General features: G+C 71.5%; 18 protein-coding genes and 1 pseudogene. 6 read left to right on the forward strand and 13 right to left on the reverse strand.

Features of this window, described 5'->3' with window-relative positions; all coding sequences use genetic code 11:
- Positions 1–121: 121 nt before the first annotated feature.
- From DSC45_RS16865 to DSC45_RS16880, 3 genes are all read left to right on the forward strand, one after another.
- On the forward strand, positions 122–1,543 hold the full coding sequence (locus DSC45_RS16865) for a glucoamylase family protein (protein ID WP_119291676.1): 1,422 nt from the start codon (positions 122–124) through the stop codon (positions 1,541–1,543).
- A 438-nt stretch (positions 1,544–1,981) separates the two neighbouring features.
- A complete protein-coding gene (locus DSC45_RS16875; RefSeq protein ID WP_119291878.1) occupies positions 1,982–4,009 on the forward strand; it encodes a TPM domain-containing protein in 2,028 nt (675 codons plus the stop codon).
- A gap of 78 nt (positions 4,010–4,087) precedes the next feature.
- Positions 4,088–4,801, forward strand: a complete 714-nt coding sequence (locus DSC45_RS16880; protein ID WP_119291679.1) for a PspA/IM30 family protein — start codon at positions 4,088–4,090, stop codon at positions 4,799–4,801.
- A gap of 76 nt (positions 4,802–4,877) precedes the next feature.
- On the opposite strand, the gene DSC45_RS16885 is transcribed toward DSC45_RS16880, so the two are convergent.
- The 12 genes and pseudogenes from DSC45_RS16885 to DSC45_RS16940 all read right to left on the reverse strand — a co-directional run.
- Positions 4,878–7,400: a SpoIIE family protein phosphatase gene (locus DSC45_RS16885; RefSeq protein ID WP_119291681.1), complete on the reverse strand. Its 2,523-nt coding sequence runs from the start codon at positions 7,398–7,400 to the stop codon at positions 4,878–4,880.
- A 210-nt stretch (positions 7,401–7,610) separates the two neighbouring features.
- Positions 7,611–8,021, reverse strand: a complete 411-nt coding sequence (locus tag DSC45_RS16890; protein ID WP_119291683.1) for an ATP-binding protein — start codon at positions 8,019–8,021, stop codon at positions 7,611–7,613.
- A gap of 205 nt (positions 8,022–8,226) precedes the next feature.
- Positions 8,227–8,634, reverse strand: coding sequence for an NUDIX hydrolase (locus DSC45_RS16895; RefSeq protein WP_119291685.1), 408 nt, complete (start codon positions 8,632–8,634; stop codon positions 8,227–8,229).
- A gap of 271 nt (positions 8,635–8,905) precedes the next feature.
- A complete protein-coding gene (locus tag DSC45_RS16900; RefSeq protein ID WP_119291687.1) occupies positions 8,906–9,088 on the reverse strand; it encodes an SPOR domain-containing protein in 183 nt (60 codons plus the stop codon).
- A gap of 205 nt (positions 9,089–9,293) precedes the next feature.
- Positions 9,294–9,986 (reverse strand): urea ABC transporter ATP-binding subunit UrtE, encoded by a 693-nt coding sequence (gene urtE / locus DSC45_RS16905; RefSeq protein ID WP_119291880.1) that lies wholly within the window; start codon positions 9,984–9,986, stop codon positions 9,294–9,296.
- A gap of 59 nt (positions 9,987–10,045) precedes the next feature.
- Positions 10,046–10,813 carry an urea ABC transporter ATP-binding protein UrtD gene (urtD, locus tag DSC45_RS16910; RefSeq protein WP_119291689.1) on the reverse strand — a complete coding sequence of 256 codons (768 nt, stop codon included), beginning with the start codon at positions 10,811–10,813 and terminating at the stop codon, positions 10,046–10,048.
- Positions 10,810–11,889, reverse strand: a complete 1,080-nt coding sequence (gene urtC / locus DSC45_RS16915; RefSeq protein ID WP_240434687.1) for an urea ABC transporter permease subunit UrtC — start codon at positions 11,887–11,889, stop codon at positions 10,810–10,812. The genes urtD and urtC overlap by 4 nt, the downstream gene beginning before the upstream one ends.
- A 98-nt stretch (positions 11,890–11,987) precedes the next feature.
- Positions 11,988–12,884, reverse strand: a complete 897-nt coding sequence (gene urtB / locus DSC45_RS16920) for an urea ABC transporter permease subunit UrtB (protein ID WP_119291692.1) — start codon at positions 12,882–12,884, stop codon at positions 11,988–11,990.
- Positions 12,884–14,092 carry an urea ABC transporter substrate-binding protein gene (gene urtA / locus DSC45_RS16925; protein WP_205571360.1) on the reverse strand — a complete coding sequence of 403 codons (1,209 nt, stop codon included), beginning with the start codon at positions 14,090–14,092 and terminating at the stop codon, positions 12,884–12,886. Before urtA ends, urtB begins: the two co-directional genes overlap by 1 nt.
- Positions 14,093–14,384: 292 nt before the next feature.
- A complete protein-coding gene (locus DSC45_RS16930; RefSeq protein WP_119291696.1) occupies positions 14,385–15,137 on the reverse strand; it encodes a GntR family transcriptional regulator in 753 nt (250 codons plus the stop codon).
- A gap of 360 nt (positions 15,138–15,497) precedes the next feature.
- Entirely contained in the window at positions 15,498–16,448 is a 951-nt protein-coding gene (locus DSC45_RS16935; RefSeq protein WP_119291698.1) for a DUF4190 domain-containing protein, read from the reverse strand.
- Between the two features lie 200 nt (positions 16,449–16,648).
- Positions 16,649–17,863 (reverse strand): annotated as a pseudogene (locus DSC45_RS16940) (S8 family peptidase); the annotation flags it as partial.
- A 308-nt stretch (positions 17,864–18,171) separates the two neighbouring features.
- Here DSC45_RS16940 and DSC45_RS16945 point away from each other — a divergent pair.
- Entirely contained in the window at positions 18,172–19,308 is a 1,137-nt protein-coding gene (locus tag DSC45_RS16945) for a threonine synthase (RefSeq protein WP_119291884.1), read from the forward strand.
- 112 nt (positions 19,309–19,420) lie between these two features.
- Here DSC45_RS16945 and DSC45_RS16950 read toward each other — a convergent pair whose 3' ends face one another.
- Complete coding sequence (locus DSC45_RS16950; RefSeq protein WP_119291700.1) at positions 19,421–20,620, reverse strand: FAD-dependent monooxygenase; 1,200 nt, start codon at positions 20,618–20,620, stop codon at positions 19,421–19,423.
- A 142-nt stretch (positions 20,621–20,762) separates the two neighbouring features.
- On the opposite strand from DSC45_RS16950, the gene DSC45_RS16955 reads away from it, so the two are divergent.
- Both DSC45_RS16955 and DSC45_RS16960 read left to right on the forward strand, forming a co-directional pair.
- On the forward strand, positions 20,763–21,482 hold the full coding sequence (locus tag DSC45_RS16955) for a TetR/AcrR family transcriptional regulator (protein ID WP_119291702.1): 720 nt from the start codon (positions 20,763–20,765) through the stop codon (positions 21,480–21,482).
- A gap of 415 nt (positions 21,483–21,897) precedes the next feature.
- Complete coding sequence (locus DSC45_RS16960) at positions 21,898–23,823, forward strand: right-handed parallel beta-helix repeat-containing protein (protein ID WP_119291704.1); 1,926 nt, start codon at positions 21,898–21,900, stop codon at positions 23,821–23,823.
- Positions 23,824–23,896: the final 73 nt, after the last annotated feature.

A 23,896-nucleotide genomic window follows, 5' to 3' on the forward strand; every position in this document is an offset into this window, starting at 1 on the left:
CGGTCCTGACTCCGCCGGTCCCCGCGGGACTCCGGCCGGCCCCACCGCCCCGTCGGGCCGGCCGGTTCCCCTCCTCGTACGCCCTGTCACTGCACCGTCCCTCTGCTATGGGAGCCGCGCCATGGATCGTCGTACGTTTCTCGCTGCCGCATCGGTGACCGCCGGTTCGGCTCTGGCCCTCTCGGCGGCGCCCGCGAGCGCCACCGCGGACCGGCGTCCGTCCGGGTCCGAACGGGCCCTGCTGCAAAGGTGGTTCGAGGACACCTACCGCTCCCTGACGACCATGACGACCGGCTTCGGTCTCACCACCGACAAGATGGACGTCAGCGGTACGACCCCCGAACTGTCCCGGCAGACGTCACCGACGAACATCGGGTGCGGGCTGTGGTCGACGGTGGCCGCGCAGGGGCTCGGCGTGATCGGTAGGGCCGAGTGCCGGCGCCGACTCACCCGTACCGTCTCCGCGGTCGAGCGCCTGGAGCACTTCCACGGCTGGTGGGTCAACTGGTACGACGCGTACGACGGTTCGGTGCTCACCAGCTGGCCGGGCACGGGTGAGACGATCCGGCCGTTCCTCTCGTCGGTCGACAACGCCTGGCTCGTCACCGGCCTCCGCGTCGCCGCCGAGGCCGAACCCTCGCTGCGCCCGCGCATCGCGCGCCTGCTCGCGGACGCGGACTGGTCGTACTTCTACACGCCGTACGAAGCGGCGGATCCGGTGGCACACCCGGGCCAGCTGCGCGGCGGCTACTGGCCGGACGGTCCCGGCAGGGGCGAACCCACCGAGCACCACTACGGGGCGCTCAACACCGAGCCCAGGATGGCCAGTTACCTCGGAATCGCGGACGGCTCGCTGCCCACGGACCACTACTGGCACCTGCTGCGCACGATGCTGCCGGAGCACGAGCAGGAGCAGCAGCCCGGGGGCTCGTACGTGACGGTGGACGGGATCCGGGTGTGGCAGGGCCACTACACGTACCGCGGCCGGAAGTTGGTGCCGACCTGGGGCGGGTCGATGTTCGAGGCGCTGATGGTGCCGCTGTTCGTGCCCGAGCCGGAGTGGTCGCCGCGCTCCTGGGGGCGTACGCACCGGCGGTATGTACGCAGCCACATCGAGCACGGTCTCGCGGAGGAGAAGTACGGCTACTGGGGCTTCTCGCCGTCGAACATCCCGGCCGGTGGATACAGCGAGTACGGCGTCGACGGGATCGGTATGCAGGTCGACGGCTACCGGTCGCAGGGAGTGGTGACTCCGCACGCCTCGTTCCTCGCGCTGCCGTACGCGCGCACCGAGGCGGTGGCGAACCTCCGGGCGCTGGCGGCGGACTTCGGGGCGTACGACCCGCGGTTCGGGTTCCGGGACTCGGTGGACGTGGGCGGGGACGGCCGGGTCAGCGACTTCGTGCTGGCGCTCGACCAGGGGATGGTCGCTGCGGCGCTCGCGCAGGAACTGCGGCCGGGTCTGTTGAAGCGGGCCTTCACGGGCGGGGGTTTCGCACGGAGGGTACGGCCGCTGTTGGAGGCGGAGCGGTTCGGCGTGTGACGCGCAGGGGCAGCCCGGGCCGCGGCGGTTCCGGGGCCTGCGGCCCTCTGTCAGCCAGTGGAATCCCGCGGGTGTACGCCCAGTTGTGGCTGCGGGCGCGCCGGGGCGGAGTGCTTCGGCAGCAGGAGGGACAGGACGAACCTCGCTGCACGGCGAGATCCACCGGCGACGGACGGAGGGCGAGAGCGTCGACGCCATTCGTCCGGTGCTGATCGACCTCGCGCAGGAGGTGTTCGGGCTGGTCAGGAACGGTCTGGGCGACTACGCGGTCCGCCGCTAGCGCCCCGGCGGCGACAAGGAGGGACGGGCGCTACCTGATTCGCGGGCCGGACAAATGGGTCATACGCTCCCCGTGTGACGACGAGTCGGGCATCGCGTGGTGCGTCGGGCCGGATACCCCTGGGCTGGGTGTCCGGCCCTGCGGCGCTCGCCGCGCGGATGCTTGCCGCGCTGGTGCTCGTGCTCGGGCCTCTCGCCCTGCCCGCCGCGGCCGACGATCCCGTGACGCTCTCCCGGGACGGGCAGGTCACCGACAAGCCCGATGCGCTCGGTGACCGCGAGCCGGATGTGACGAAGGCGCTGCAGCGGCTCGACAGCGAGCACGGGCTGCAGCTCTTCGTCGCCTACGTACGGGACTTCTCCGGGCGTTCCGCACAGAGCTGGGCCGACGCCACCGCCGAGCGCAACGGCCTGGGCGCCGACGACCTGCTGCTCGCCGTCGCCACCCACGACCGCCAGTACGCCTACTCCGCCGACCCCGGGTCCGGCCTGAGCGAGGAGCAACTGCGGGAGGTGGCACGCACCGCCGTCGAGCCCGCGCTGCGGCGGAACGACTGGGCCGGCGCCGCGATCGGCGCCGCCGACGGCTATGCGGCGACGCTGTCCGGGCAGCCGGTGCCGACTCCGGCGATCACTCCGGGTGAGGCGGATCCCGGGGGTGGCGGTGGATCCGGTTCCGCCGGCGATCTGGCGCTCCCGGTGATCGCCGTGGCCGGTGCGGGCGGGATCGCCCTGTACGCCTACTCCCGGCGCAAGCGGCGGGCCATGACGCGCACGACACCGCACGGCGGGACACCGGAACAGCCGGTCACTCCGCTGCCGGAGCTCGACGCCCGTGCCAAGGAACTCCTGGTGGAGACCGACGACTCGGTGCGCACCAGCGAGGAGGAACTGGGCTTCGCCTCCGCCCAGTTCGGTGCGGAGGCGGCGCGGCCGTTCGGCGCGGCTCTGGCGTACGCCAAGACCGAGTTGACGGCTGCGTTCCGGATCCGCCAGGAGCTGGACGACGCGTTCCCCGAGGACGACGCGACGAAGCGCCGGATGCTGGAGGAGATCGTCAGCCGGTGCACGGCCGCGGGCGAGCGGCTCGACGCGGAGGCCGCGGCCTTCGACGCGCTGCGGTCCCTGCAGGAGCGTGCACCCGACGCCCTCGCGCACGCGGAGCAGGCCTTCCGTGAGCTCTCCGGCCGTGCCGACCGGGCCAGGGACACCCTCGCCACCCTCGGCGAGACGTACACGCAGACGGCGTGCGCGACGGTGGCCGGCCACCCGGACGAGGCCGCCGAACGCCTCGCCTTCGCCGAGGCCCAGCTGGCCGAGGCCCGTACGGCCGTCGACGCGGGCGACAACAGTGCGGCAGCCGTACCGCTGCGGGCCGCCGAGGCCGCGGTCGACCAGGCCACCACCCTGGTCGAGGCCGTCGACCGCTTCGCGGGCGAGCTGGCCGAGGCCGCGGAACGCCTGCCCGGCGCCCTCACCGAGACCGAGACCGACCTGGCGGACGCGCGCGGCATGCTGAGCGGTACCGCCGCAGGCACCTCGACCGCCGATCTGCAGGGCCGTATCGCCCGCGCGGAGACCGTGCTCACCGACGTCAAGCGGGAGACCACCGGCCGCTACGACCCGATCGACGCCCTGCGCCGTGTCGAGGAGGCGGACACGGCCCTCGACGAGGCGCTGGCCGGCGCCCGGGAGCGCGAGACCAGCGATGTGCGGGCCCGCGGACTGCTCGACCAGGCCCTGCTGACCGCGCGCAGCGGCATCGCGGCAGCCGCGGACTACATCACCACGCACCGCGGTGCCGTCGGCAGCGTCGCCAGGACGCGGCTCGCCGAAGCGCAGCGCCGTCTTGAGCGGGCCCGGGAACTCGGTGCTCCCGACGCGTCGACCGCACTGGCCGAGGCACAGCAGGCCGACGCCCTGGCGCGCCAGGCACAGCAGCTCGCCGAGCAGGACGTGCGGTCGTACGGCGGCCCGGGCGGTCCGTTCGGCGGCGGAGGCATGGGCGGCGGCCGCGGCGGGTCGGGCGGGGCAGTGCTCGGCGGGATTCTGCTCGGGCAGATCCTCGGCGGGATGGGCGGGCGCGGGGGCGGCGGGTTCGGCGGTGGGGGCGGCGGATTCGGCGGGCCCGGGAGCTTCGGCGGTGGGGGAACCAGGGGGCGGATGGGGGGTGGCGGGAGGTTCTGATCCATCGCGCCCCGGCCCGTTCCCTCCTCTCGGCCGCACCCACCTCAGCGGCGACCCACCGACGTAGCAGGAGCTCTCATGACGAAGCAGACCATCCTCGGCCGTGTCACCCAGCTCGCCAAGGCGAACATCAACGCGGTCCTCGATCAGGCCGAGGATCCGCAGAAGATGCTGGACCAGCTGATCCGCGACTACTCCAACAACATCCAGGAGGCCGAGCAGGCGGTGGCCACGACCATCGGCCAGCTGCGTCTCCTGGAGGCCGACCACAAGGAGGACGTCGAGGCGGCCGGCGCCTGGGGCGGGAAGGCGCTGGCGGCCAGCAGCAAGGCCGATCAGCTGCGGGCCGACGCGAACGGCGCGGAGGCCGACCGCTTCGACTCGCTGGCCAAGGTGGCGCTGCAGCGCCAGTTGCAGTCCGAGCGGGAGGCCAAGGACGCCGAGCCGACGATCGCCGCCCAGAACGAGGTGGTCGCCAAGCTCAAGGACGGGCTCTCCCGCATGAAGGAGAAACTCGCCGAACTGCAGTCCAAGCGCGACGAGTTGGTTGCCCGCTCGAAGACGGCCGAGGCACAGAACAAGATGATGGACGCCGCGGCGAGCATCAATGTGCTCGACCCGACGAGCGACCTGGGCCGGTTCGAGGACAAGGTGCGGCGCGAGGAGGCCCGGGCCCTGGGTAAGCAGGAGCTCGCGGCCTCGTCCCTCGACGCGCAGTTCGAGGAGCTCGACTCGCTCGGCGACCGCGCGGAGATCGAGGCACGTCTGGCGTCCCTCAAGGCGACGACCTAGGGCACGCCCTGACACGTTGCGGCGCGCAGCCGTCAGGGCTCCGGCGAGCGCGTATCGGCACAAGGCGCCCGGGCGCTCAGAACATGCTGAGCAGCTGCTCCACCGTCGGTTCCGCCGTCGGTCGCCCGCCGGGCAGCGGGAGTTCGAACCAGACCGTCTTACCGCGAGGGGTACGGCGCGAGCCCCAGCCGGCACTGAGCAGGCCGACCAGCTGCAGTCCGCGTCCGCCCTCGTCGGTGGCGCGGGCGCGGCGTCTGCGCGGCTGGACGAGACCGGCGTCCCAGACCTCGCAGACCAGGGTCCTGTCGAGCAGCAGTCGGAGTCGGATCTCGCCCTCGCCGTACCGCAGTGCGTTGGTGACCAGCTCGCTGACCAGCAACTCCGTGGTGTCGACGAGGGATTCGAGGTTCCAGCTCTGCAGGCGGGCGCGGGCCAGCTCCCGTGCCTTGCCGACCGAGCGCGGCTCGCGCGGCAGCGTCCAGTCGCCGACCGCGTCCTCGGGCAGCCCCTGCACCCTGGCCACGAGGAGCGCGATGTCGTCCTCGCCGTGGTGGGTGTCGAGGGTGTTCAGGACGTGGTCGCAGACGTCCTCGAGGGCGGGTGCGGGGTCGTTGATGGCGCTGCGGAAGGCGCGCAGGCCGTCGTCGAGGGGATGGTCCCGGGACTCGACGAGGCCGTCGGTGTAGAGGGCGAGCAGTGCCCCTTCGGGCAGTTCGACCTCCACCTCCTCGAAGGGTTCGCCGCCCACCCCGAGCGGCATGCCCGGCGGCACGTCGAGCATCAGGGCCGGGTCGTCGGGTTCCACGAGCACGGGCGGCAGATGGCCGGCGTTGGCGAAGGTGCAGCGGCGGGTGACGGAGTCGTAGACGGCGTAGACGCAGGTGGCGAGGTACACCTCGGAGGGGTCGGCGTCGCGGTTGGCAGCCGCGGACCGGGGTGAGCGCTGGGCGCCGGCCGCGCCGGTGCGCTGGTGGCCCCAGGGGGTGCCGAGGCCCCGGGCGACCTCGTCGAGTGCGGAGAGCACCTCGGCCGGTTCCAGGTCGAGGAGTGCCAACGTCCTTACGGCGGTGCGGAGTTCACCCATGGCGACGGCGGCGCGCAGCCCGCGGCCCATCACGTCGCCGACGACGAGCGCGGTGCGGTGGCCGGGTAGTTCGATGACGTCGAACCAGTCGCCGCCGACCTCGGTGGCGGCGTTGCCCGGCAGATAGCGGCAGGCGATGTCGAGGCCCGCGGCGGCGGGGTCGCCCGGGGGCAGCAGGGAGCGCTGCAGGATGAGGGCGCGCTCGTGTTCGCGGCGGTAGAGCCGGGCGTTGTCGATGCAGACGGCTGCGCGGGCGGCGAGTTCCACCGCGAGCGCCCGGTCCCGTTCGCCGAACGACTCACTCCCCTTGGCGCGGGAGAACCGGGCGAGGCCGACCACGGTGTCGTGCGCGACCATCGGCACGGCGAGCGTCGAGTGGACGAGGCTGCCGTCCTCGGCGGGGACGATCACGGGGCGGGCGGTGCGCAGAGCTTCGGCGTCGGCCGAGTTGAACCCGTAGTGGTGCACGGAACCGACGGGGACCGGGTCCTCCTCGAGCGGTGCCTGCGAGACGGCGCTGGCGAAGGCGACCCTGCGGAGTTCCGCGCTGCCTCCCCCTGACTTGGCCCGCGGGTAGCCGCCGAGGCCGGGCGGCGCCTCGTCGCCGTCGAGGAGTCCTTGGTAGAGGTCGACGGAGGCCAGGTCGCAGAAGACCGGGACGGTCACGTCGAGCAGTTGGCGCGCGGTGGCCTCCAGGTCGAGGGAGTTGCCGATCCGGGCGCCGGCCTCGTTGAGCAGGGCCAGGTTGCGGCGGGCGTGGGCCGCCTCGCGGGCGGCGGCCTGCCGGCGGGTGACGTCGGTGCCGAGGCCCGCGACGCCGATCGGCCGGCCGGAACCGCTGTGCACCCGGTAGAGGTTGATCGACCAGTGCCTGCGGTCCGATGCCCCGGGGGCGGGCCCGATGATCTGCATGTCCGTCACGGACTCACCGGTCTCCAGGACGTGCCGCAGCGCGGCCGCCATCCGGTCGGCCTCCTGGCGCGGCAGATAGTCGTGAACGGTGCGCCCGCGGTGGTCGTCAGCCGCCCCGCCGAAGACCGAGGCGAAGCGCCGGTTGGCCCGCTGCACCTTCAGATCCGTGCCGAACAGCAGGAATCCGAACGGCGATTGGCCGAATATCGCCTCCGCCGCGGCGATGTCGGTCTCGATGCGGCGCAGCGCCCGGACATCGACGACGAGGCACACCGCGCCCTTCTCGCCGTCCTCGGTCTCGGTCGGCATCACATAGACCTCGGCGATGCCGTCCATGGAGCCGTCGGAGGCGAAGCGGAAGGGGACGATACCGGTCCATTCGCGGCCGTCGAGGATCTCGCTGACCTTGCGGTGTCCGAGATCACGCAGTTCGGGCGGGACGAAGGCCTCGATGGGGTCCCGGCCGACGGCGTCCTGCGGCGGCACTCCGAAGAGTTCGGCGGCGCGCGCACTCCACTGGTCGACGACCCCGTCGGCGCCGATGGAGAAGGAGGCGACCTGCACGTAGTCGTAGAGGGATCCGGGCGTACTGCTCTTCCACATGATGTCGCCCGGCGACCGGCCCTCCTCCTCGGGCCCCTGCGCCCTGGCTGGTATCTCGCTCACGCGACCGTCCCCTCCAGCTCACCGCCGACCGACCAGGTGCGTCCGGGCGGCTTGCCCGCAGTATCCAGCACTACGGCCCCGCGCAACACCACGTTCACAGCTCCCGTCGACCTCGTCCGTTTTCAGCCGCGGACAGGAGAGCGGTGGTCAGTCGGCCTGGTGTCCCGGCTGCGCCAACTCGAACCACACGGTCTTTCCTGTCCTGCCCGGACGCGTACCCCAGCGACGGGCAGAACAGGCCACCAATTGCAGACCGCGCCCCCCTTCGTCCTCCGAGCCGGCCGCTCGCTCCCGCGGCGGCTCGGGCAACGGGTCGGAAACCTCGACGAGGAGACCGGCCGCCGGGCCGGGCAGTCGGGAGATGCGGACGCCGATCGGCCCGGAGGCGTAGCGCAGGGAGTTGGTCACCAGTTCGCTGACGAGCAGTACGGTCACGTCCGAGAGGGAGGCGAGATCCCAGGCGGCGAGTTGTGCACGCACCGCGCCACGGGCGGTGCGCACCGCACCGGGTTCCGCGGGAAAGGCCCACTCGGCGCAGTCGCCTTCGGTCTCGAGCACGCGCGATCACTTCCCAGGACGGCGGCACACCCTGTCCGATTACAAATGGTTTGTCAGGGTTATTGAGCACATACCCGGTATGCAACGAGCTGTACCGCTACCGCTGGATCGGAACCGCTGCCGTCGAACCACTGCCGCGAGCTCGGCTCGCTCCGCCGCCGCCCGGGACTTCGCTGGCGTTGCCTCAGAACCCGGCGCCCTCGGCTCAGATCAGTTCGCCGCGGGCCTTCAGGTCGTCGAAGAGCAGCTGGTCGACGGGAGCGACCGCAGGGCGGTCCGCATAGCCGAACCAGGCCGTCTCCTCGATCTCGGCCGCCGCCTCGAGCGTGCCCCGGTAGTCGGCGGCGTAGCAGCTCATCCGGACCAGGACGCCGTCCGCCTCGCCGTGCGCCTGCGCCTCGTAGACGCCGAGCGGGGAGGCGCTGGACTCGACGACGGCCACGCTGAGCTCCTCCTCGACCTCGCGGATCAGCGTCTGCAGATCGCTCTCGCCGTGCTCGCGCTTACCGCCGGGGATGTAGAAGACGTCCTTGCCGCGGGAGCGTGCGCACAGAATCCGCCCGCCCTCGATACGCACCCAGGCCACTGTGTCGATCAACGTCGCTTCCCTCATCGGTCACATCGGTCGGTGTTCTCCGGACGGGAGCCTACGGGTGCGGTGGTACGGAGGTCCCGACGGGCCGCGATCGTCCGGTGCGGCCGTGACCGCGCAGACGTCGCGCGCCGGTGGCACCCGAGGGGCGCACGGCGGGCGCGCGACGGAGCACGGCGGTGGCAGGCGTGGGGCGTACGAGCCGGGCGGCCCGGCGCGACGAGACGCACCGGGGACTGCACTCGGCCGGAATCGCGCGGCCGGAAAACCGGGCCGGGGTGGCCCGCCGGGGTCAGCCGGTCTTCTGTCCGAGGCGTTCGACCCAGTACACCTGCTGGTGCTGCGGGCGGTCGCCGAGGGCGTCCACGACCCGCTGCGCCTCGGTTTTCGTCGCGTACCTGCCGATCCGGTAGCGGTTGCCGCTGTCGTCCTCGCGTATCACCAGCCAGGGAAGTACCGCGCCGCTGTCGCTCATCTCGGGCCTCCCCGGGACGTCGATAACCGCCGGGCCGCGCCTGTCGTCGGGGGCGCTGTCGAAACCTCACTCCGCATATGCCCGAGCGTACGCCCGACCTTCACTCAGCGGATACGGAATGGCACAACGAGGTACACAATCAGCCACGCCCCAGGGGGCGCACGGAATCCGGTGCGCCCCCTGGCGGGCTCTCCCGCTGCCGGGGTCAGACGCTGAGGGCTTCGCGTACCGCTTCGTGGGCCTGCTGTCCGCCCGTGCCGCTGGAGGTCACTCGGCCGGCCTCCAGTACGTAGTAGCGGTCGGCGCCCCGCAGGGCGAAGCCCACGTGCTGCTCGACGAGGAGCACGGAGAGGCCGCCGCGCCGGGTCAGGGCGAGGATCGCCTCCTCGATCTCGGCGACGACGGAGGGCTGGACACCCTCGGTGGGTTCGTCGAGCAGCAGCACCTGCGGTTCGGTCACCAGGGCGCGGGCCAGGGCGAGTTGCTGCCGCTGGCCGCCGGAGAGCAGGCCGGCCCGCCGCCGGGACGACTCACGCAGCGCGGGGAACAGGTCGAGGGCCTCGTCCGTCGCCGCCCGCCCGCGGGCCCGGCCGTCCGCGACGAGCCGCAGATTCTCCGCGACGGTCAGCTGCGGGAAGCACTGCTGTCCCTGCGGTACGTACCCGAGCCCGCGGGCCACCCGCTGGTGCGGCGACCGGCGCGTGACATCCTCGCCGTCGAGCCGCACCCGGCCGGAGCGCGGGACGAGCAGTCCGGCGGCGGCCCTCAGGAGCGTCGACTTGCCGGCGCCGTTGTGACCGAGCACCGCGGCCACACCGTCGCGCGGGACCGAGACCGTGACCCCGTGCAGGACGGGCGTGCGCCGGTATCCGGCCCGTACGGTGTCGAGCTCCAGGATCCGGGCGGGCCCCGTGCCCGACGTCGGCTCCCCCGCCGCTGTCTCGCCTGCCGTCGTGGTCAAGGCGCCTCCCGCAGTTCGGGGGCCGACGCGGCGGCGTGGCCCAGATAGACCTCCTGCACGCGCGGGTCGGCCTGCACCTGGGCGACCGTCCCCTCGCTGAGCACCCTGCCTGCGTGCAGCACGCTCACGCTGCGCGCGAAGGACCGCATGAAGGCCATGTCGTGCTCGATGACGACGACGGTGCGTTCCTCGGCGATACGACGCAGCAGCGCGCCCGTCGCGTCGCGTTCGTCCTGGCTCATGCCGGCGACCGGCTCGTCGAGCAGCAGCAGCGTCACGTCCTGCACCAGGAGCATGCCGATCTCGAGCCACTGTTTCTGGCCGTGTGCGAGCACGCCCGCCGGGCGCTCGGCGAGGTCCGCCAGCCCGATCGTGTCCAGGGCGCGGGTGACCGGTGCGGGCACCGAGCGGCGGCGCCGGAGCAGGGTGCCCGCACCGCGTCCCGCGCCTGCCGCGATGTCCAGGTTCTGCAGCACCGTCAACTCCTCAAAGACGGTGGCCGTCTGGAAGGTGCGCCCGATACCGCTGCGCGCGATCCGGTGCACCGGCCGGCCCAGCAGCTGCCGGCCGCCGAACTCCACCGAGCCGGTGGCGCGTACCAGTCCGGTGACGGCGTCGACGAGGGTGGTCTTGCCCGCACCGTTCGGACCGATCAGGAAGCGCAGGTCGCCGGGGTGCACATCGAGGTCCACTCCGTCCACGGCGGTGAATCCGTCGAACGCCACCCGCAGTCCGCGGATCGTGAGACCCGGCAGCTCGCTCATGCCGTCACCTCCTCGGGGCTCTTGGCGGACACGGCCGCCGATCGGGTACCGGCCGTGTCCGCGGCGTCCGGTGGGGTGTCGTGGTCGGCAGGACCCGCCGCGCGCCGCTCCCGCACCTTGCGTACGAGCGAGGCGAGTCCGCCCGGCAGGAAGGCGAGCGCCAGCACGAACAACAGCCCCTGGAAATACGTCCAGGCGCCCGGGAACTCCTCCGAGAGCGTGGTCTTCGCCCACATCACGGCGACCGCGCCGAGGATCGCGCCGACCAGGCTGGCCCGCCCGCCGACCGCTGCGCCGATGACGAACTCGATGGACGGCACGATGCCGATCAGGGCCGGCGAGATGATCCCGACGGCGGGTACGAACAGCGCGCCCGCGAGTCCGGCCGCACCCGCGGCCACCACGTACGCGACCAGTTTGACGAGGGCCGGGTCGTAGCCGAGGAAGCGGACCCGCTCCTCCGAGTCCCGTACGGCGACCAGGAGTTCGCCGTACCGGCTGTGGATGAGCTGGCGTACGAGGGCCGCGAGGGCCAGCAGGGCCGCGGCGATGACGAAGTACACCGTGCGCTGGTTGACCGGGTCGTCGAGGTCGTAGCCGAAGAAGCCCTGGATGTCGGTGAGGCCGTTGGTGCCGCCGGTGGTCGACTGCCGGCCGATCAGCCAGAGGGCGAAGGCGGCGGCGAGCGCCTGGCTGAGGATCGCGAAGTACGCGCCCTTGACCCGGCGCCGGAACACCAGCGTGCCGATCACCGCGGCGACCGCCATCGGCAGCAGTACGGTCGCGGAGAGTGCGAAGACCGGTGACTCGAACGGCCTCCACCACCACGGCAGTTCGCCCGCGGCGCCGTACAGGACCATGAAGTCGGGCAACTCGCCGGGGCCCGCGTCGGCGAGTTTGAGGTGCATCGCCATCGCGTAGCCCCCGAGGCCGAAGAACAGGCCCTGGCCGAGGGTGAGCAGCCCGCCGCGCCCCCATGCCAGACAGATACCGACGGCGACCATCGCGATGCACAGGTACTTGGCGAGCAGTCCGAGCCGGAAGTCGGTGAGCAGCAGCGGGGCGGCGACGAACAGGAGGACGGCGGCGGCGCCGAAGCCCGCGGCGGGGCGGGCGAGCTTCGAGCCCGTGGAGGTCGTCGGGGCCGCCGGTTTCGGGGACAGCTTCGGGATCTTCAAACCAGGCTCCGGGTGCGCAGGGTGTAGAGGCCCTGGGGCCGCCACTGGAGGAAGGCGACTATGCCGACGAGGACGACCACCTTGGCCGCGGAGACCGTGGTCGAGTACTCGAGGACCGCCTGCAGGACGCCGAGCACGAACGCGGTGATCACCGTCCCCTTCAGCCGGCCGAGCCCGCCCACCACGACGACCAGGAACGCGTCGATGATGATGTTGGTGCCCATGGTCGGCCCGATCGGCCCGACGAGGGTGAGCGCGACTCCCGCCACGCCCGCGAGCCCCGAGCCGACGAAGAACGCCGTACGGTCCACGCGCGCGGTGGAGATCCCCGACACCTCGGCCAGATCGCGGTTCTGCACGACGGCCCGGATGCGGCGGCCGAGCGGCGTCCGGGCGAGGACGAGGGCCAGCGCGGCCACTGCGGCGAGCGCGAGGCCCAGGATGAAGAGCCTGCTGTTGGCGACGGTGAGCGGGTCGTCCCCGCCGATCAGCGTGACGTTTCCGGTGAGCGACTCGGGTGCCCTGGTCTGGACGTTGGGCGCGCCGAAGATGTCCCGGGCCAGTTGCTGCAGCATCAGCGAGACGCCCCAGGTGACGAGCAGCGTGTCGAGCGGGCGCAGATACAGGCGGCGGATGAGCAGCCATTCGAGCAGGGCGCCGAGTGTGCCGGCCACCAGGAAGGCGACGGGCAGCGCGAGCAGCAGGGACAGGCCCGCGTCACCGAGCGCCTGCTGCAGGACGTAGGTGGTGTAGGCGCCGGCCATGATGAACTCGCCGTGCGCCATGTTGATCACGCCCATCTGCCCGAAGGTCAGGGACAGGCCGAGCGCGATGAGCAGCAGGACGGCACCGATGCTGATGCCGGTGAAGGACTGACCGAGGATCACTGTCATCAGGACAGTCCCGAGGCCCAGTCGTAGCCCTTGAGGTACGGGTCCGGCTCGATCGGCTTCCCGGAGTCCCAGACCTGCTCGATCAGACCGTCGGCGCCGATCCGGCCGATGCGGGCGGTCTTGTGGATGTGCTGGGTGGGCCCGTCCACGGTGACCTCCCCCTCGGGGGCGGCGTAGGTGACGCCGTCGGCGGCGGCCTTCACCTTCTCCGGATCGAAGGACTTCGCCTTCTCGACCATGGCCTTCCACAGATGGACGGAGGTGTACGCCGCCTCCATCGGGTCACTGGTCGGCTTGTCCTTGCCGTACTCGGCCTTGTAGGCGTCGACGAAGTCGGTGTTCTGCTCGCCCTTGGTGGTCTGGTAGTAGTTCCAGGAGGTCAGTTGGTCCTTGAGGTACTGCGGCCCGATGGACTTGACCTCCTCCTCGGCGATCGACACGGAGACGACCGGCATCTTCGACGCGGTCAGGCCGGCGGACTTGTACTCCTTGAAGAACGCCACGTTGGAGTCGCCGTTGAGGGTGTTGAAGACGGCGTCGGCCTTGGCCGCCTTCACCTTGTTGGCGATCGTGGAGAACTCGGTGGAGCCGAGCGGGGCGTAGTCCTCGCCGAGCACCTTCATCCCGTTGGCCTTCGCGTAGGCCTTGATGACCTTGTTCGCGGTGCGCGGGAAGACGTAGTCGGAACCGACCAGGTAGATCGACTTCTTGCCCTGGGCCTTGAGGTAGTCGAGCGCGGGCACGATCTGCTGGTTGGTGGTCGCGCCGGTGTAGAAGATGTACGGCGACTGCTCGAGGCCCTCGTACTGGACGGGGTAGAAGAGCAGCGACTTGCTCTTCTCGAAGACGGGCTTGACCGCCTTGCGGCTGGCGGAGGTCCAGCAGCCGAACGTGGCGACGACCCGGTCCTCCTTGATGAGCTTGCCCGCCTTCTCGGCGAAGGTCGGCCAGTCGGAGGCGCCGTCCTCGCCGACGGGGCGGATCTTCTTGCCGAGGACGCCGCCGTCCGCGTTGATCTCGTCGATGGCGAGCCGTATCGAGTCGCGTACGGTCACCTCGCTGATCGCCATGGTGCCGGACAGGGAGTTGAGCATGCCGACCTTGACGGTGTCCTTGGAGGTGTCGGCCTCGACGCCCTTCGCGGAGGATCCGCCGGTGTCGGTCTTGGCGCCGCAGGCGGAGAGCACCATGGCGGCCGAGAGAACCATGGCCGGGGCCACGACTCGACGGGGGAAGTACCTGGACAACGTCCACCTCCTGGCCCCGGGGCGGGGCACGTGAAACAGGGACCGAGGGCGTGCGGAGCGCGCCCCCGAAGCGCGTCCACAGCCTCAAGCGGCCCTGTTTCCAAGGTGTTTCGCTGCACTTTCCCGTGCGTATATTCCCCCGCGCGCCCGTGCCCCGGCCCCGCCCACCGGCGCCTCGTATACGGACGGGAAGCCCAACAGGGCTTATTCGGCGACGAGTTGTCCGGGCAGGGACGGGCGGCGGGGTGCGGTGCTATTTCACCGGCAGGTGGTAGCCGACCCGGTAGCGGTCGGCGGGGATGATGATGTCGGCCGTCTCGACCGGCCGGCCCGAGGCGAAGTACGTCCGCTCGACGGCGATGACGACATGACCGGGCACGCCGCCGAGCGCGTGCAGCTCTTCGGCGAGGCCGGGGCGGGCGGAGACGTCCTCCGCCACGTTGTCCACCACCAGGTCGATGGCCGCCATGCGTTCGACCACTCCGCAGCCGCCGAGCGGACCCTCCTCGGGGAGCATCACGGGCGTACGGCCGGTGATGGCCAAGGGTTCGTAGGAGGTGGAGAGCATCATCGGCTCGCCCGCGTCCCGGAAGACGTAGCGCGTGCACATCACGCGGTCGCCGGTCTTGATGTCGAGGCGGCCGGCGATCTCCTGGTCCGCCAGGTCCTGTTCACTGCGGGACTCCCAGGTGCCGCGCGCTCTGCTGTCCGCCTGCTCCTGGCGGAACGGCGTGGTGCCGTCCCCCGCGCGGTATCCGGACCGGGCCACCCGCCGGGGCACCGTCCGCTCGCGCACGTAGGTCCCCGAGCCCGAACGGCCCTCGACCAGCCCCTCGGCCATCAGCACCTTGCGCGCCTCGAGCGCCACGGTGTCCGATACGCCGTACTCCGAGCGGATCCGGGCCTGCGAAGGCAGCCGGGTGTGCGGCGGCAGCGAGCCGCTGACAATCTGCTGCCTGAGATCATCCGCAACGCGCAGATACGCCGGCTGCTCACCGAAAGTCACTGGCCGCTCCCATCAGGTTGACAGACAGCGACAGCGTGGCAACCGTGGGTTGTTGACCGCAACCCCAGGCCAAAGAACCACTCAATGTGATGACTTGCGCGTGCCCGGGAACTTTTCGCCCCACCTCACGATCAAGGAAACTCCCCCACCCACCGCGCCCCTTGGGCGCAGCGCGCCCCGACGCCGGAACCGCACCGGGTCGTCACCGGATCACCACATGCCGACAGGTCTCGCCCACGCTGCCGCCTCGTTCCGCTCACGGAGCGTGCACCTTACCCCGAGGTAAACATCACGCTCCGTGACTCAGATGTGGCGTCAACCGCCCTTTCGGGGGCCGCGGTTCACACATCCCGGCGCGGGTCAGACCTCGCGTCCCGGGCCCGGCCCGTCTTCCACGCCGCCGCCCGTGCCTGCGGACCCTCCGTCGCCACCACCGCTGCCGCCGCCCGTCCCGCCGCTGCCGCCGTCGTCGCGGCCCGCGTCCCGCAGCGAGCCCGTCAGCTTGCCGTTCTCCTTGTGGAGGATGCAGGAGACCTCACGGTCCCCCCTCAGGTAACTGGCCCTGGTGGGCCCGTAGAAGAAGAGGTAGACCTCGTCTCCCACGGCGGCGGGGTCGCCCACGTAGGTGTCGGCCAGGCTCGAGCACCTGGCGTCGGCCATGTCCTTGATCCGCGACTCCCCCGGATACTTGTCGCCGGAGAGCCGGAAGGAGCCGAACACCTCGCCGTCGTGCGGCTCTTCGCAGGACACCACGTCGACGTTGCGCGCCTGGCCGCTCATCCGTCCGCCCGGGACGTCGAAGCACTGCCCCTTCTCGAGCGAGAACGGACCGCTGCTCTCGCGGGCCTCGTCCATCCCCTCGCGGAAGCCGTCCACGAACTCACCGGCCGCCCCGGTCACCAGCGAGACCGAGAGCAGCACCGCCCCGATCGCGGAGAGCGCGATGCCCGCGACGGCCAGGCCCTTGCCGCGCTCACCTCGCTTGTTGATCTGCGACAGCGCGAGCACGCCGAGGATCAGACCGACCAGGGGCAGGAAGCAGAGGATGCCGAGCACGAGGGCGGCGATGGCCAGGCCGTTGACCGGCGGCGGCTGCGGGACGTAGCCGTACGGCTGCGCGCCCGGCCACCCGCCGTACGGCGGCGGAGGCTGCTGCCCCGGAGACGGATGGGAATGGGGATGGGGATGGGGATGCGGCTGCTGCGCATACGGATGCGGCGGCCCGCCGCCCGGTGGATACGACTGACCGCCCGCCGCCGGATCGGACTGCGGACGGGACGGCGGCCCCTCGGGCGGCGGCGGTATGGCCACGATGTGTCTGCTCCCCCACTCGGTCCGGCGAACGCAGCGCGATCGTACGCGGTACGCCGCCCACCGCCGCGGGCACCCGGACAGAACCCGAGGCGTGAGCACGGTGCCCGCGCACGCCCGGGAGGGCGTGCGCGGGCGCCGGGCACCGGTCGCCGAAGCGTCACCTCTTGGGCCGGCGACGCTGCCGCGTCCTACTCGGTGACGTTCAGGAGCACGTTCGGCGAGCCCGTTCCCGGGTCGCCGACGACGTCGGGGCTGCCCGCGTCGACCAGGGCGTCGCGGACCTGGTCCGGGGTCGCGTCGGCGTTGCCGGACAGGTACAGGGCTGCCGCGCCGGCCACGTGCGGGGCCGCCATCGACGTACCCGAGATGGTGTTGGTGGCGGTGTCCGAGGTGTTCCACGACGAGGTGATCTCGGAGCCCGGGGCGAAGATGTCCAGGGCGGAGCCGTAGTTGGAGTAGTAGGCACGGGCGTCGGTGGACTCGGTCGCGCCGACGGTGATGCCCTCCTCGACGCGGGCGGGCGAACGGGTGGAGGCGTCGGTGGACTCGTTGCCCGCGGCGAGCGAGTAGGTGACGCCGGAGGCTATGGAGTTGCGTACCGCCTCGTCGAGGGCGCTGTCGGCGCCGCCGCCGAGACTCATGTTGGCGACCGCGGGCTTGACGGCGTTCTCGGTCACCCAGTCGATGCCGGCGACTACCTGGGCGGTGGTGCCGGAGCCGTTGTCGTCGAGTACGCGGACGGCGACGATGTCCGCGTTCTTGGCGACGCCGTGCGCGGTGCCCGCGACCGTACCGGCGACGTGGGTGCCGTGACCGTGGCCGTCGTTCGCGGTCTCGTCCCCGTCGATGGCGTCGTAGCCGTGCGTCGCGCGGCCGCCGAAGTCCTCGTGGCTGATCCGGACGCCGGTGTCGATGATGTACGCCGTGACGCCCTCACCGGCCGAGTCCGGGTAGGTGTAGCTGCTGTCGAGCGGCAGCGCCGGCTGGTCGATGCGGTCGAGGCCCCAGGAGGGCGGGTCGGCCTGGGTGGCGTCGACGGTGAACGTGCGGTTCTGCACGACCGAGGCCACCGCCGGGTCCGCGGCGAGGCGTTGGGCCTCGGCCTTGCTCGCCTTGACCTCGTAGCCGTTGAGGGCGGAGCGGTAGGTCTGCTCGATGTCCGCGCCGTGCTCCGCGGCGACCTGCTTGCCCGCCTTCGAGCCCGCCCGTGCGGCGTCCTCGTCGAGCGTGACGATGTAGCTGCCGGATATCGCGCCCGGTGCTCCGGCGTTCTCGATGACGCCCTTGGCGGCCTGGCCGCGGTCCGCTGCGCCCGCGGGGAGCGCGGCGGTCAGGCCGAGCGCGACGGCTGCTGCTGCGGCCGTGGCGGCCAGACCGGTGAATCTGTGGGTGTGGGGACGCACAACTGCCATCTGAGGGTCCTCCTCGTCGATGGTGCGCTGGTGGGGGGGGATGCGCGACAGGAGCATGACAATCACCACCGGATTCCGGTGCCCGGGGTCCGGTACTCCCGACTGCTTCCGGTGAAAGATTGACCGATGCACATGATTCCCACAAGAGGCCCGTGGGTGGCTTAACGCCCTTGCCACACACGTGACATGACGAGGTGTCATGTGTCAGCACATCTCACCGCAGGGCCGGTCGGACGGGTCGCGATCCGCCCGGCGGCGCCCGGCGCGCGCCCCCGGCCGTGCGCCTGCACCGCGACTACGCTGCGCGGATGAGCCTCCTGCCCGACTGTGTCTGCCCCGTCGACGGCACCCGCGTGCGCACCTCTCTGGCGTGGTGCTGCCCGGTCTGCAAGGGCCCGCTCGATCTCGACTACCACCCGACGCCCACCCCGCTGAAGTCGCTCGCGGGACGGGTCAACTCGCTCTGGCGCTACGCGGAATGCCTGCCGATCGGCTCTCCCACGCTGAGCCTCGGCGAGGGGCGGACCCCGCTGGTGCCGCTCGAGGGGGCCGTGTCGGCCAAGCTCGACTTCCTGCAGCCGACCCTGTCGTTCAAGGACCGCGGCGCCGTACTCCTCGCCGAACTGGCCCTACGCCTCGGCCCGGACCGGGTGGTCGCCGACAGCACGGGCAACGCCGGCACCGCGGTCGCCGCGTACTGCGCGCGAGCGGGCCTGCCCACCACGGTGTTCGTACCGGCCGGCACCTCGGGGAAGAAGCTGGAGCAGATCCGGGCGCACGGGGCGCGGGTCGCCGAGGTCGACGGCGACCGAGCCGCGGCGGCCGATGCGGCGCGCGGGGCGGCGGACGAGGCCGGCACGTTCTATGCGAGCCACGTCTACAACCCGTACTTCCTGCACGGCACGAAGACCTATGTGCACGAGCTGTGGGAGGACCTCGGCGGGCGACTGCCGGAGGTCCTGGTACTGCCGGTGGGCAACGGAACGCTGCTGCTCGGCGCGGCGCTCGCACTGCGCGAGCTGCACGGGGCGGGACTGATCGGACGGATTCCGACGCTGTACGCGGTGCAGGCGGAGGCGGTGTCACCGATCGCGGCGGCATGGCGCGCAGGGGCGCGGGACCTCGGTGAACCCGTGCAGGCGTCCGCGACCCTGGCCGAGGGCATCGCTATCGCACGTCCGCCCCGGGCCCGCCAAATTCTTTCCGTGGTACGGGAGTTCGGGGGCGATGTGCTGACCGTGACGGAGGCGGAGATCGGGGCGGCCCAACGGGATCTCGCGGGGCGCGGGCTGTATGTGGAGCCCACGGGAGTCGCGTGCTGGGCCGCGGTTGCGGGGTCCGAGCGGTGGGGCGCGCGGAGGGTGGTCGTTCCCTTGTGCGGCGCGGGCGTACGCGGGGCTTTCGCGGGCGCCCCGGCCGCGTCCCCTGGCGCCGGACCGGCTTGATTCCTTCTCGCCTCGCCGACGGCGGCGCCGTTCCAGGCACCGGCCCGGCGGCCCGGCGGCCCGGTCCGCAAGCGCCGGACTGGCATGGAGTGTCCTCAATCACCGGACGGGCTCAGTTGGTTCGGGCGGTTCGGGGGGTCAGGTGGTTCGGGTAGTTCGGCAGCGGCACCGTGCTGACCCGGTCTCCGAGACTGAGCATGGCTTTGAGGAGCAAGGGACGGGAGAGGAGCGTGTTTCGGGCGGTGAGGCCGAATCTCGTTCGGGGGGCGAGGAACTTTCCGGTGCGGTCGGCTCCGCTCTGGCAGGTCTGGGCGTAACGCCGTAGCCGGTTCTCGTAGCGGGCGAAGGCCGTCAGGTGATCGCCGGGTGCGCTCGCGAGTTCACCGGCCAGGACGTACGCCGCGACGACAGCGGTCCCGGTGCCCATGCCGCCGATGGTCGCCCCGCACGCGGCGTCGCCCAGGAGCGCCACCCGCCCCTTCGACCAGGTGTCCACGTCCGCGCGGCTGATGGAGTCGAAGTACAGGTCGGGCGCCGCACGCAGTGAGTCGAGCAGCACCGGCACCTCCCGACCGAGGCCGGTGAAGGCCTCGTCGACGATCCGCTTGTGCTGTTCGAGGTCGTGCCGGTCGTACCTCAACTCGGGGGAGGCGAAGACGAGGAAGGCGCCCGCACGGGACGGATCGCGGTGGTCCGGGCCGATCGAAGCGAAGCGGCCGGGGACGTTGAGGGCGACGGATTCGCCCGCCAGGCCGGGATAGTTGGGCAGTTCCCAGGTGGCCGCGTAGTAGCCGAGGTGGCGCACACAGTCCTCCTCGGGCCCGAAGGCGAGTCGGCGGACCGTGGAGTGGAGGCCGTCCGCGCCGATCACCAGGTCGAAGTCACGGGGCACGCCGTGGCGAAATTCGGCGCGTATGCCGCCGGGTGTCTCGGTGAGGCGCGTGATGGTGTCGCCGAAGACGTACTCGGTGCCGGGCAGCGAGTGTTCGTACAGCACCCGGGACAGATCGCCGCGCAGCACCTCGACGGCGCCACCGGCGAACTCGGCGGGCAGCCGCAGCCGGGTGCGTCCCGCCTCGTCGACGAACCGGATCGGGCTGCCGCCCGTGTCGAGGCGGCGCAGCTCGTCCAGCACGCCCATCCGCTCGAGAACGCTCAGATGGGCCTCGCCGCGGAAGTCGACGGCCTGGCCACCGCTGCGCAGCGCCGGGGCCAGTTCGACGACCGTGGGGCGGAAGCCGTACTCGGCGAGCCAGTACGCCACAGCCGGACCGGCGACGCTCGCGCCGGAGATCAGAACACGCCGGGACATGGAGGAATGCCTTCCGTCGAGAAACCGTGTCCGGTGGACACGGTTAATTACTGTGTACGATAGACACGGTTTCTGGGCGGGCACAACCCGCCGGTCGGGAAGCCGGGCGGGAGAGGCGACAGGCGCGGAGGAGGCGACAGGCATGGGCGGCGGCACACACGCCGAGACGGTGCGACTCCTGTGGGGTCCGCACGCACGGCCGTCGCGGGGCCCCCGGCCGACTCTCGACCTGGACCGCGTCACCCGCGCCGGTATCGACCTCGCCGACGCCGACGGGCTGGCCGAGGTCTCGATGCAGCGGGTCGCCGCGCGGCTGGGCGTCACCAAGATGGCGCTCTACCGGTACATCCCCGGCAAGGCGGAACTGATCGCCCTGATGGTGGACTCGGCACTGGGTGAATGCCCGGCCACGGGCCAGGGTCGCGGCAACTGGCGTGATCAGTTGGCCGGTTGGGCCGCCGCGCTGCTCACCCGGTTCCACCGGCACCCCTGGCTGCTGGACGCCACGACCGGCCCGCGCGTGATGGGACCGCGCGAACTGAGCTGGATGGAGCGCGCGATCTCCGCGCTGGACGGGACGGGCCTGGACGGTTCCGAGCGGATGGACGCCGCGGTACTGCTCGTCGGCCACGCCAGGACCATCGCCCAGCACGGCAGGACGGCCGGACCGGCCCAGGACCCGGACGCCCGACTCGGCGCTTTGCTCGGAGAGTTGATGGAGCAGCACGGCGAGCGCTTCCCGGCGCTCACGGCTGCGCTCGCCTCGGCCGCGGAGTCCGGCACACAGGACGACGCGTGGGAGTTCGGACTCCGGAGCATCCTGGACGGCCTGACGGCACTGATCGCCGAACGCCGCACGTGACACCGCCGGAGTCGCATGCCCGGCCGGCCGGGCCCCGGTGCACTCCGCCGCAGGCCCTCACCGCGGATCCGCCGCGCGTCGCGGTTCGGCCGTCACCCAGGTGAATCGGCCCGCCGGCCCGACCCCCGTGCGCCGTCGCTCCGTGCCGCGTGGCCAGGCGATTCGGCAGGTCCGACGGCAGGCACGGCGACGGACGCAGCCCCCCGCACCTCCGCCGCCGAGGCCTCTCCCGCCCCAACTGCCTTCTGTCGCAAGGGGCGTGAGGACCGTTGACAATCGCCGGGCGCGCGTTCAGCCTGTGTCACGCATGCGCAAGACATCGATGATGTAGCTCAAAAATCTCACGCAAGCCCTGCAAGTTTCCGACTGTCACTCGGAATTGAACCCGCGACTGCGAGCCGCAGAGGACTTCCCCATGAGACGCAGACACCCCCACGAGCCGACACAGCACCGCCCCGGCAAGCGCCGGACCCGCCCCCTGATCACGGTGGCCGCGCTGGCCGCCCTCGCCGCGGCGGGCCTCTCCCCGGCCACCTCCTCGGCCGCCGACACCGACAAGGCGCTGCCGCAGGCGGCTGCTCCCGAGCGCGGCGCCGATCTGCCGTACGTCGAGTACGAGGCCGAGGACGCCACGTACGAGGGCGAGTTGCTGGAGACCGACGCCAAGCGCACCTTCGGGCACACCAACTTCGCCACCGAGTCGTCGGGGCGGAAGTCGGTGCGCCTCGAAGCCACCGGAGACAACGTCGAGTTCACCTCCACGAACGCCTCGAACTCGATCGTCGTACGCAACTCCGTGCCGGACGCGGCGGGCGGCGGCGGCGCCGACACCACGCTGAGCCTGTACGCCGACGGCGAGTTCGTGCAGAAACTGGACCTGACGTCCAAGCACAGCTGGCTCTACGGCAGCACCGACGACCCCGAAGGCCTGACGAACACCCCGGGCGGCGACGCCAGGCGGCTGTTCGACGAGTCGCACGCGCTGCTCGAGAAGTCGTATCCGGCCGGCACCAAGTTCAAGCTGCAGCGGGACGACGACGACAACGCCGCGTTCCAGATCGTCGACCTGATCGACCTGGAGGAGGTCGCACCCCCGGCGGAGAAGCCCGCCGAGTGCACCTCCATCACCGAGTACGGTGCCGTGCCCGACGACGGCAAGGACGACACCGAGGCCATCCAGAGCGCGGTCACCGCCGACCAGGAGGGCGAGATCGACTGCGTGTGGATCCCGGCGGGCCAGTGGCGCCAGGAGCAGAAGATCCTCACCGACGACCCGGAGGACCGCGGCGAGTTCAACCAGGTCGGTATCCGGGACGTGACGGTGCGGGGTGCGGGCATGTGGCACTCGCAGCTGTACACGCTGACCCCGCCGCACGAGGCGGGCGGCATCAACCACCCGCACGAGGGCAACTTCGGCTTCGACATCGACGACAACACCCAGATCTCCGACATCGCCATCTTCGGCTCGGGCGCCATCCGCGGCGGCGACGGCAACCAGGAGGGCGGCGTAGGCCTCAACGGCCGCTTCGGCAAGGACACGAAGATCAGCAACGTCTGGATCGAGCACGCCAACGTCGGCGCCTGGGTCGGCCGCGACTACTCGAACATCCCCGAGCTGTGGGGGCCTGGCGACGGCCTCGAGTTCACCGGGATGCGGATCCGCAACACCTACGCCGACGGAGTCAACTTCACCAACGGCACCAGGAATTCGACGGTCACCGACTCCTCGTTCCGCACCACCGGCGACGACGCGCTCGCCGTCTGGGCCAGCCAGTACGTGAAGGACACGGCCACCGACATCGGCCACGACAACCACTTCACCAACAACACGATCCAACTCCCGTGGCGCGCGAACGGCATCGCGATCTACGGCGGCCACGACAACACCATCGAGAACAACGTCGTGTCCGACACCATGAACTACCCCGGCATCATGCTGGCCACGGACCACGACCCGCTGCCGTTCTCCGGCGAGACCCTGATCGCGGGCAACTCCCTGCACCGTACGGGCGGCGCCTTCTGGGGCGAGGCCCAGGAATTCGGGGCGATCACCCTGTTCGCCGCGTCGAAGGACATCCCGGGTGTGACGATCCGGGACACCGAGATCAGCGATTCGACGTACGACGGGATCCAGTTCAAGTCGGGCGGCGGTGCCGTACCGGACGCGAAGATCGAGAACGTCACGATCGACAAGTCCAACAACGGGGCCGGCATCCTCGCGCACGGGGGTGCCCGCGGCAGCGCCACGCTGAGCGAGGTGAGCATCTCGGGATCGTCCACGGGCGATGTGGTGATCGAACCGGGATCACAGTTCGTGATCGACGGCGAACCGACCGAGTGACGACCGAGTGACCGAGCAGGAAGCGGCAAAGTGAGCGACTCCGCCCCCGGACACGGTCCGGGGGCGGAGCACC

The sequence above is a fragment of the Streptomyces sp. YIM 130001 genome, from assembly GCF_003574445.1.
In the GTDB taxonomy this organism is placed as follows: Bacteria; Actinomycetota; Actinomycetes; order Streptomycetales; family Streptomycetaceae; genus Streptomyces.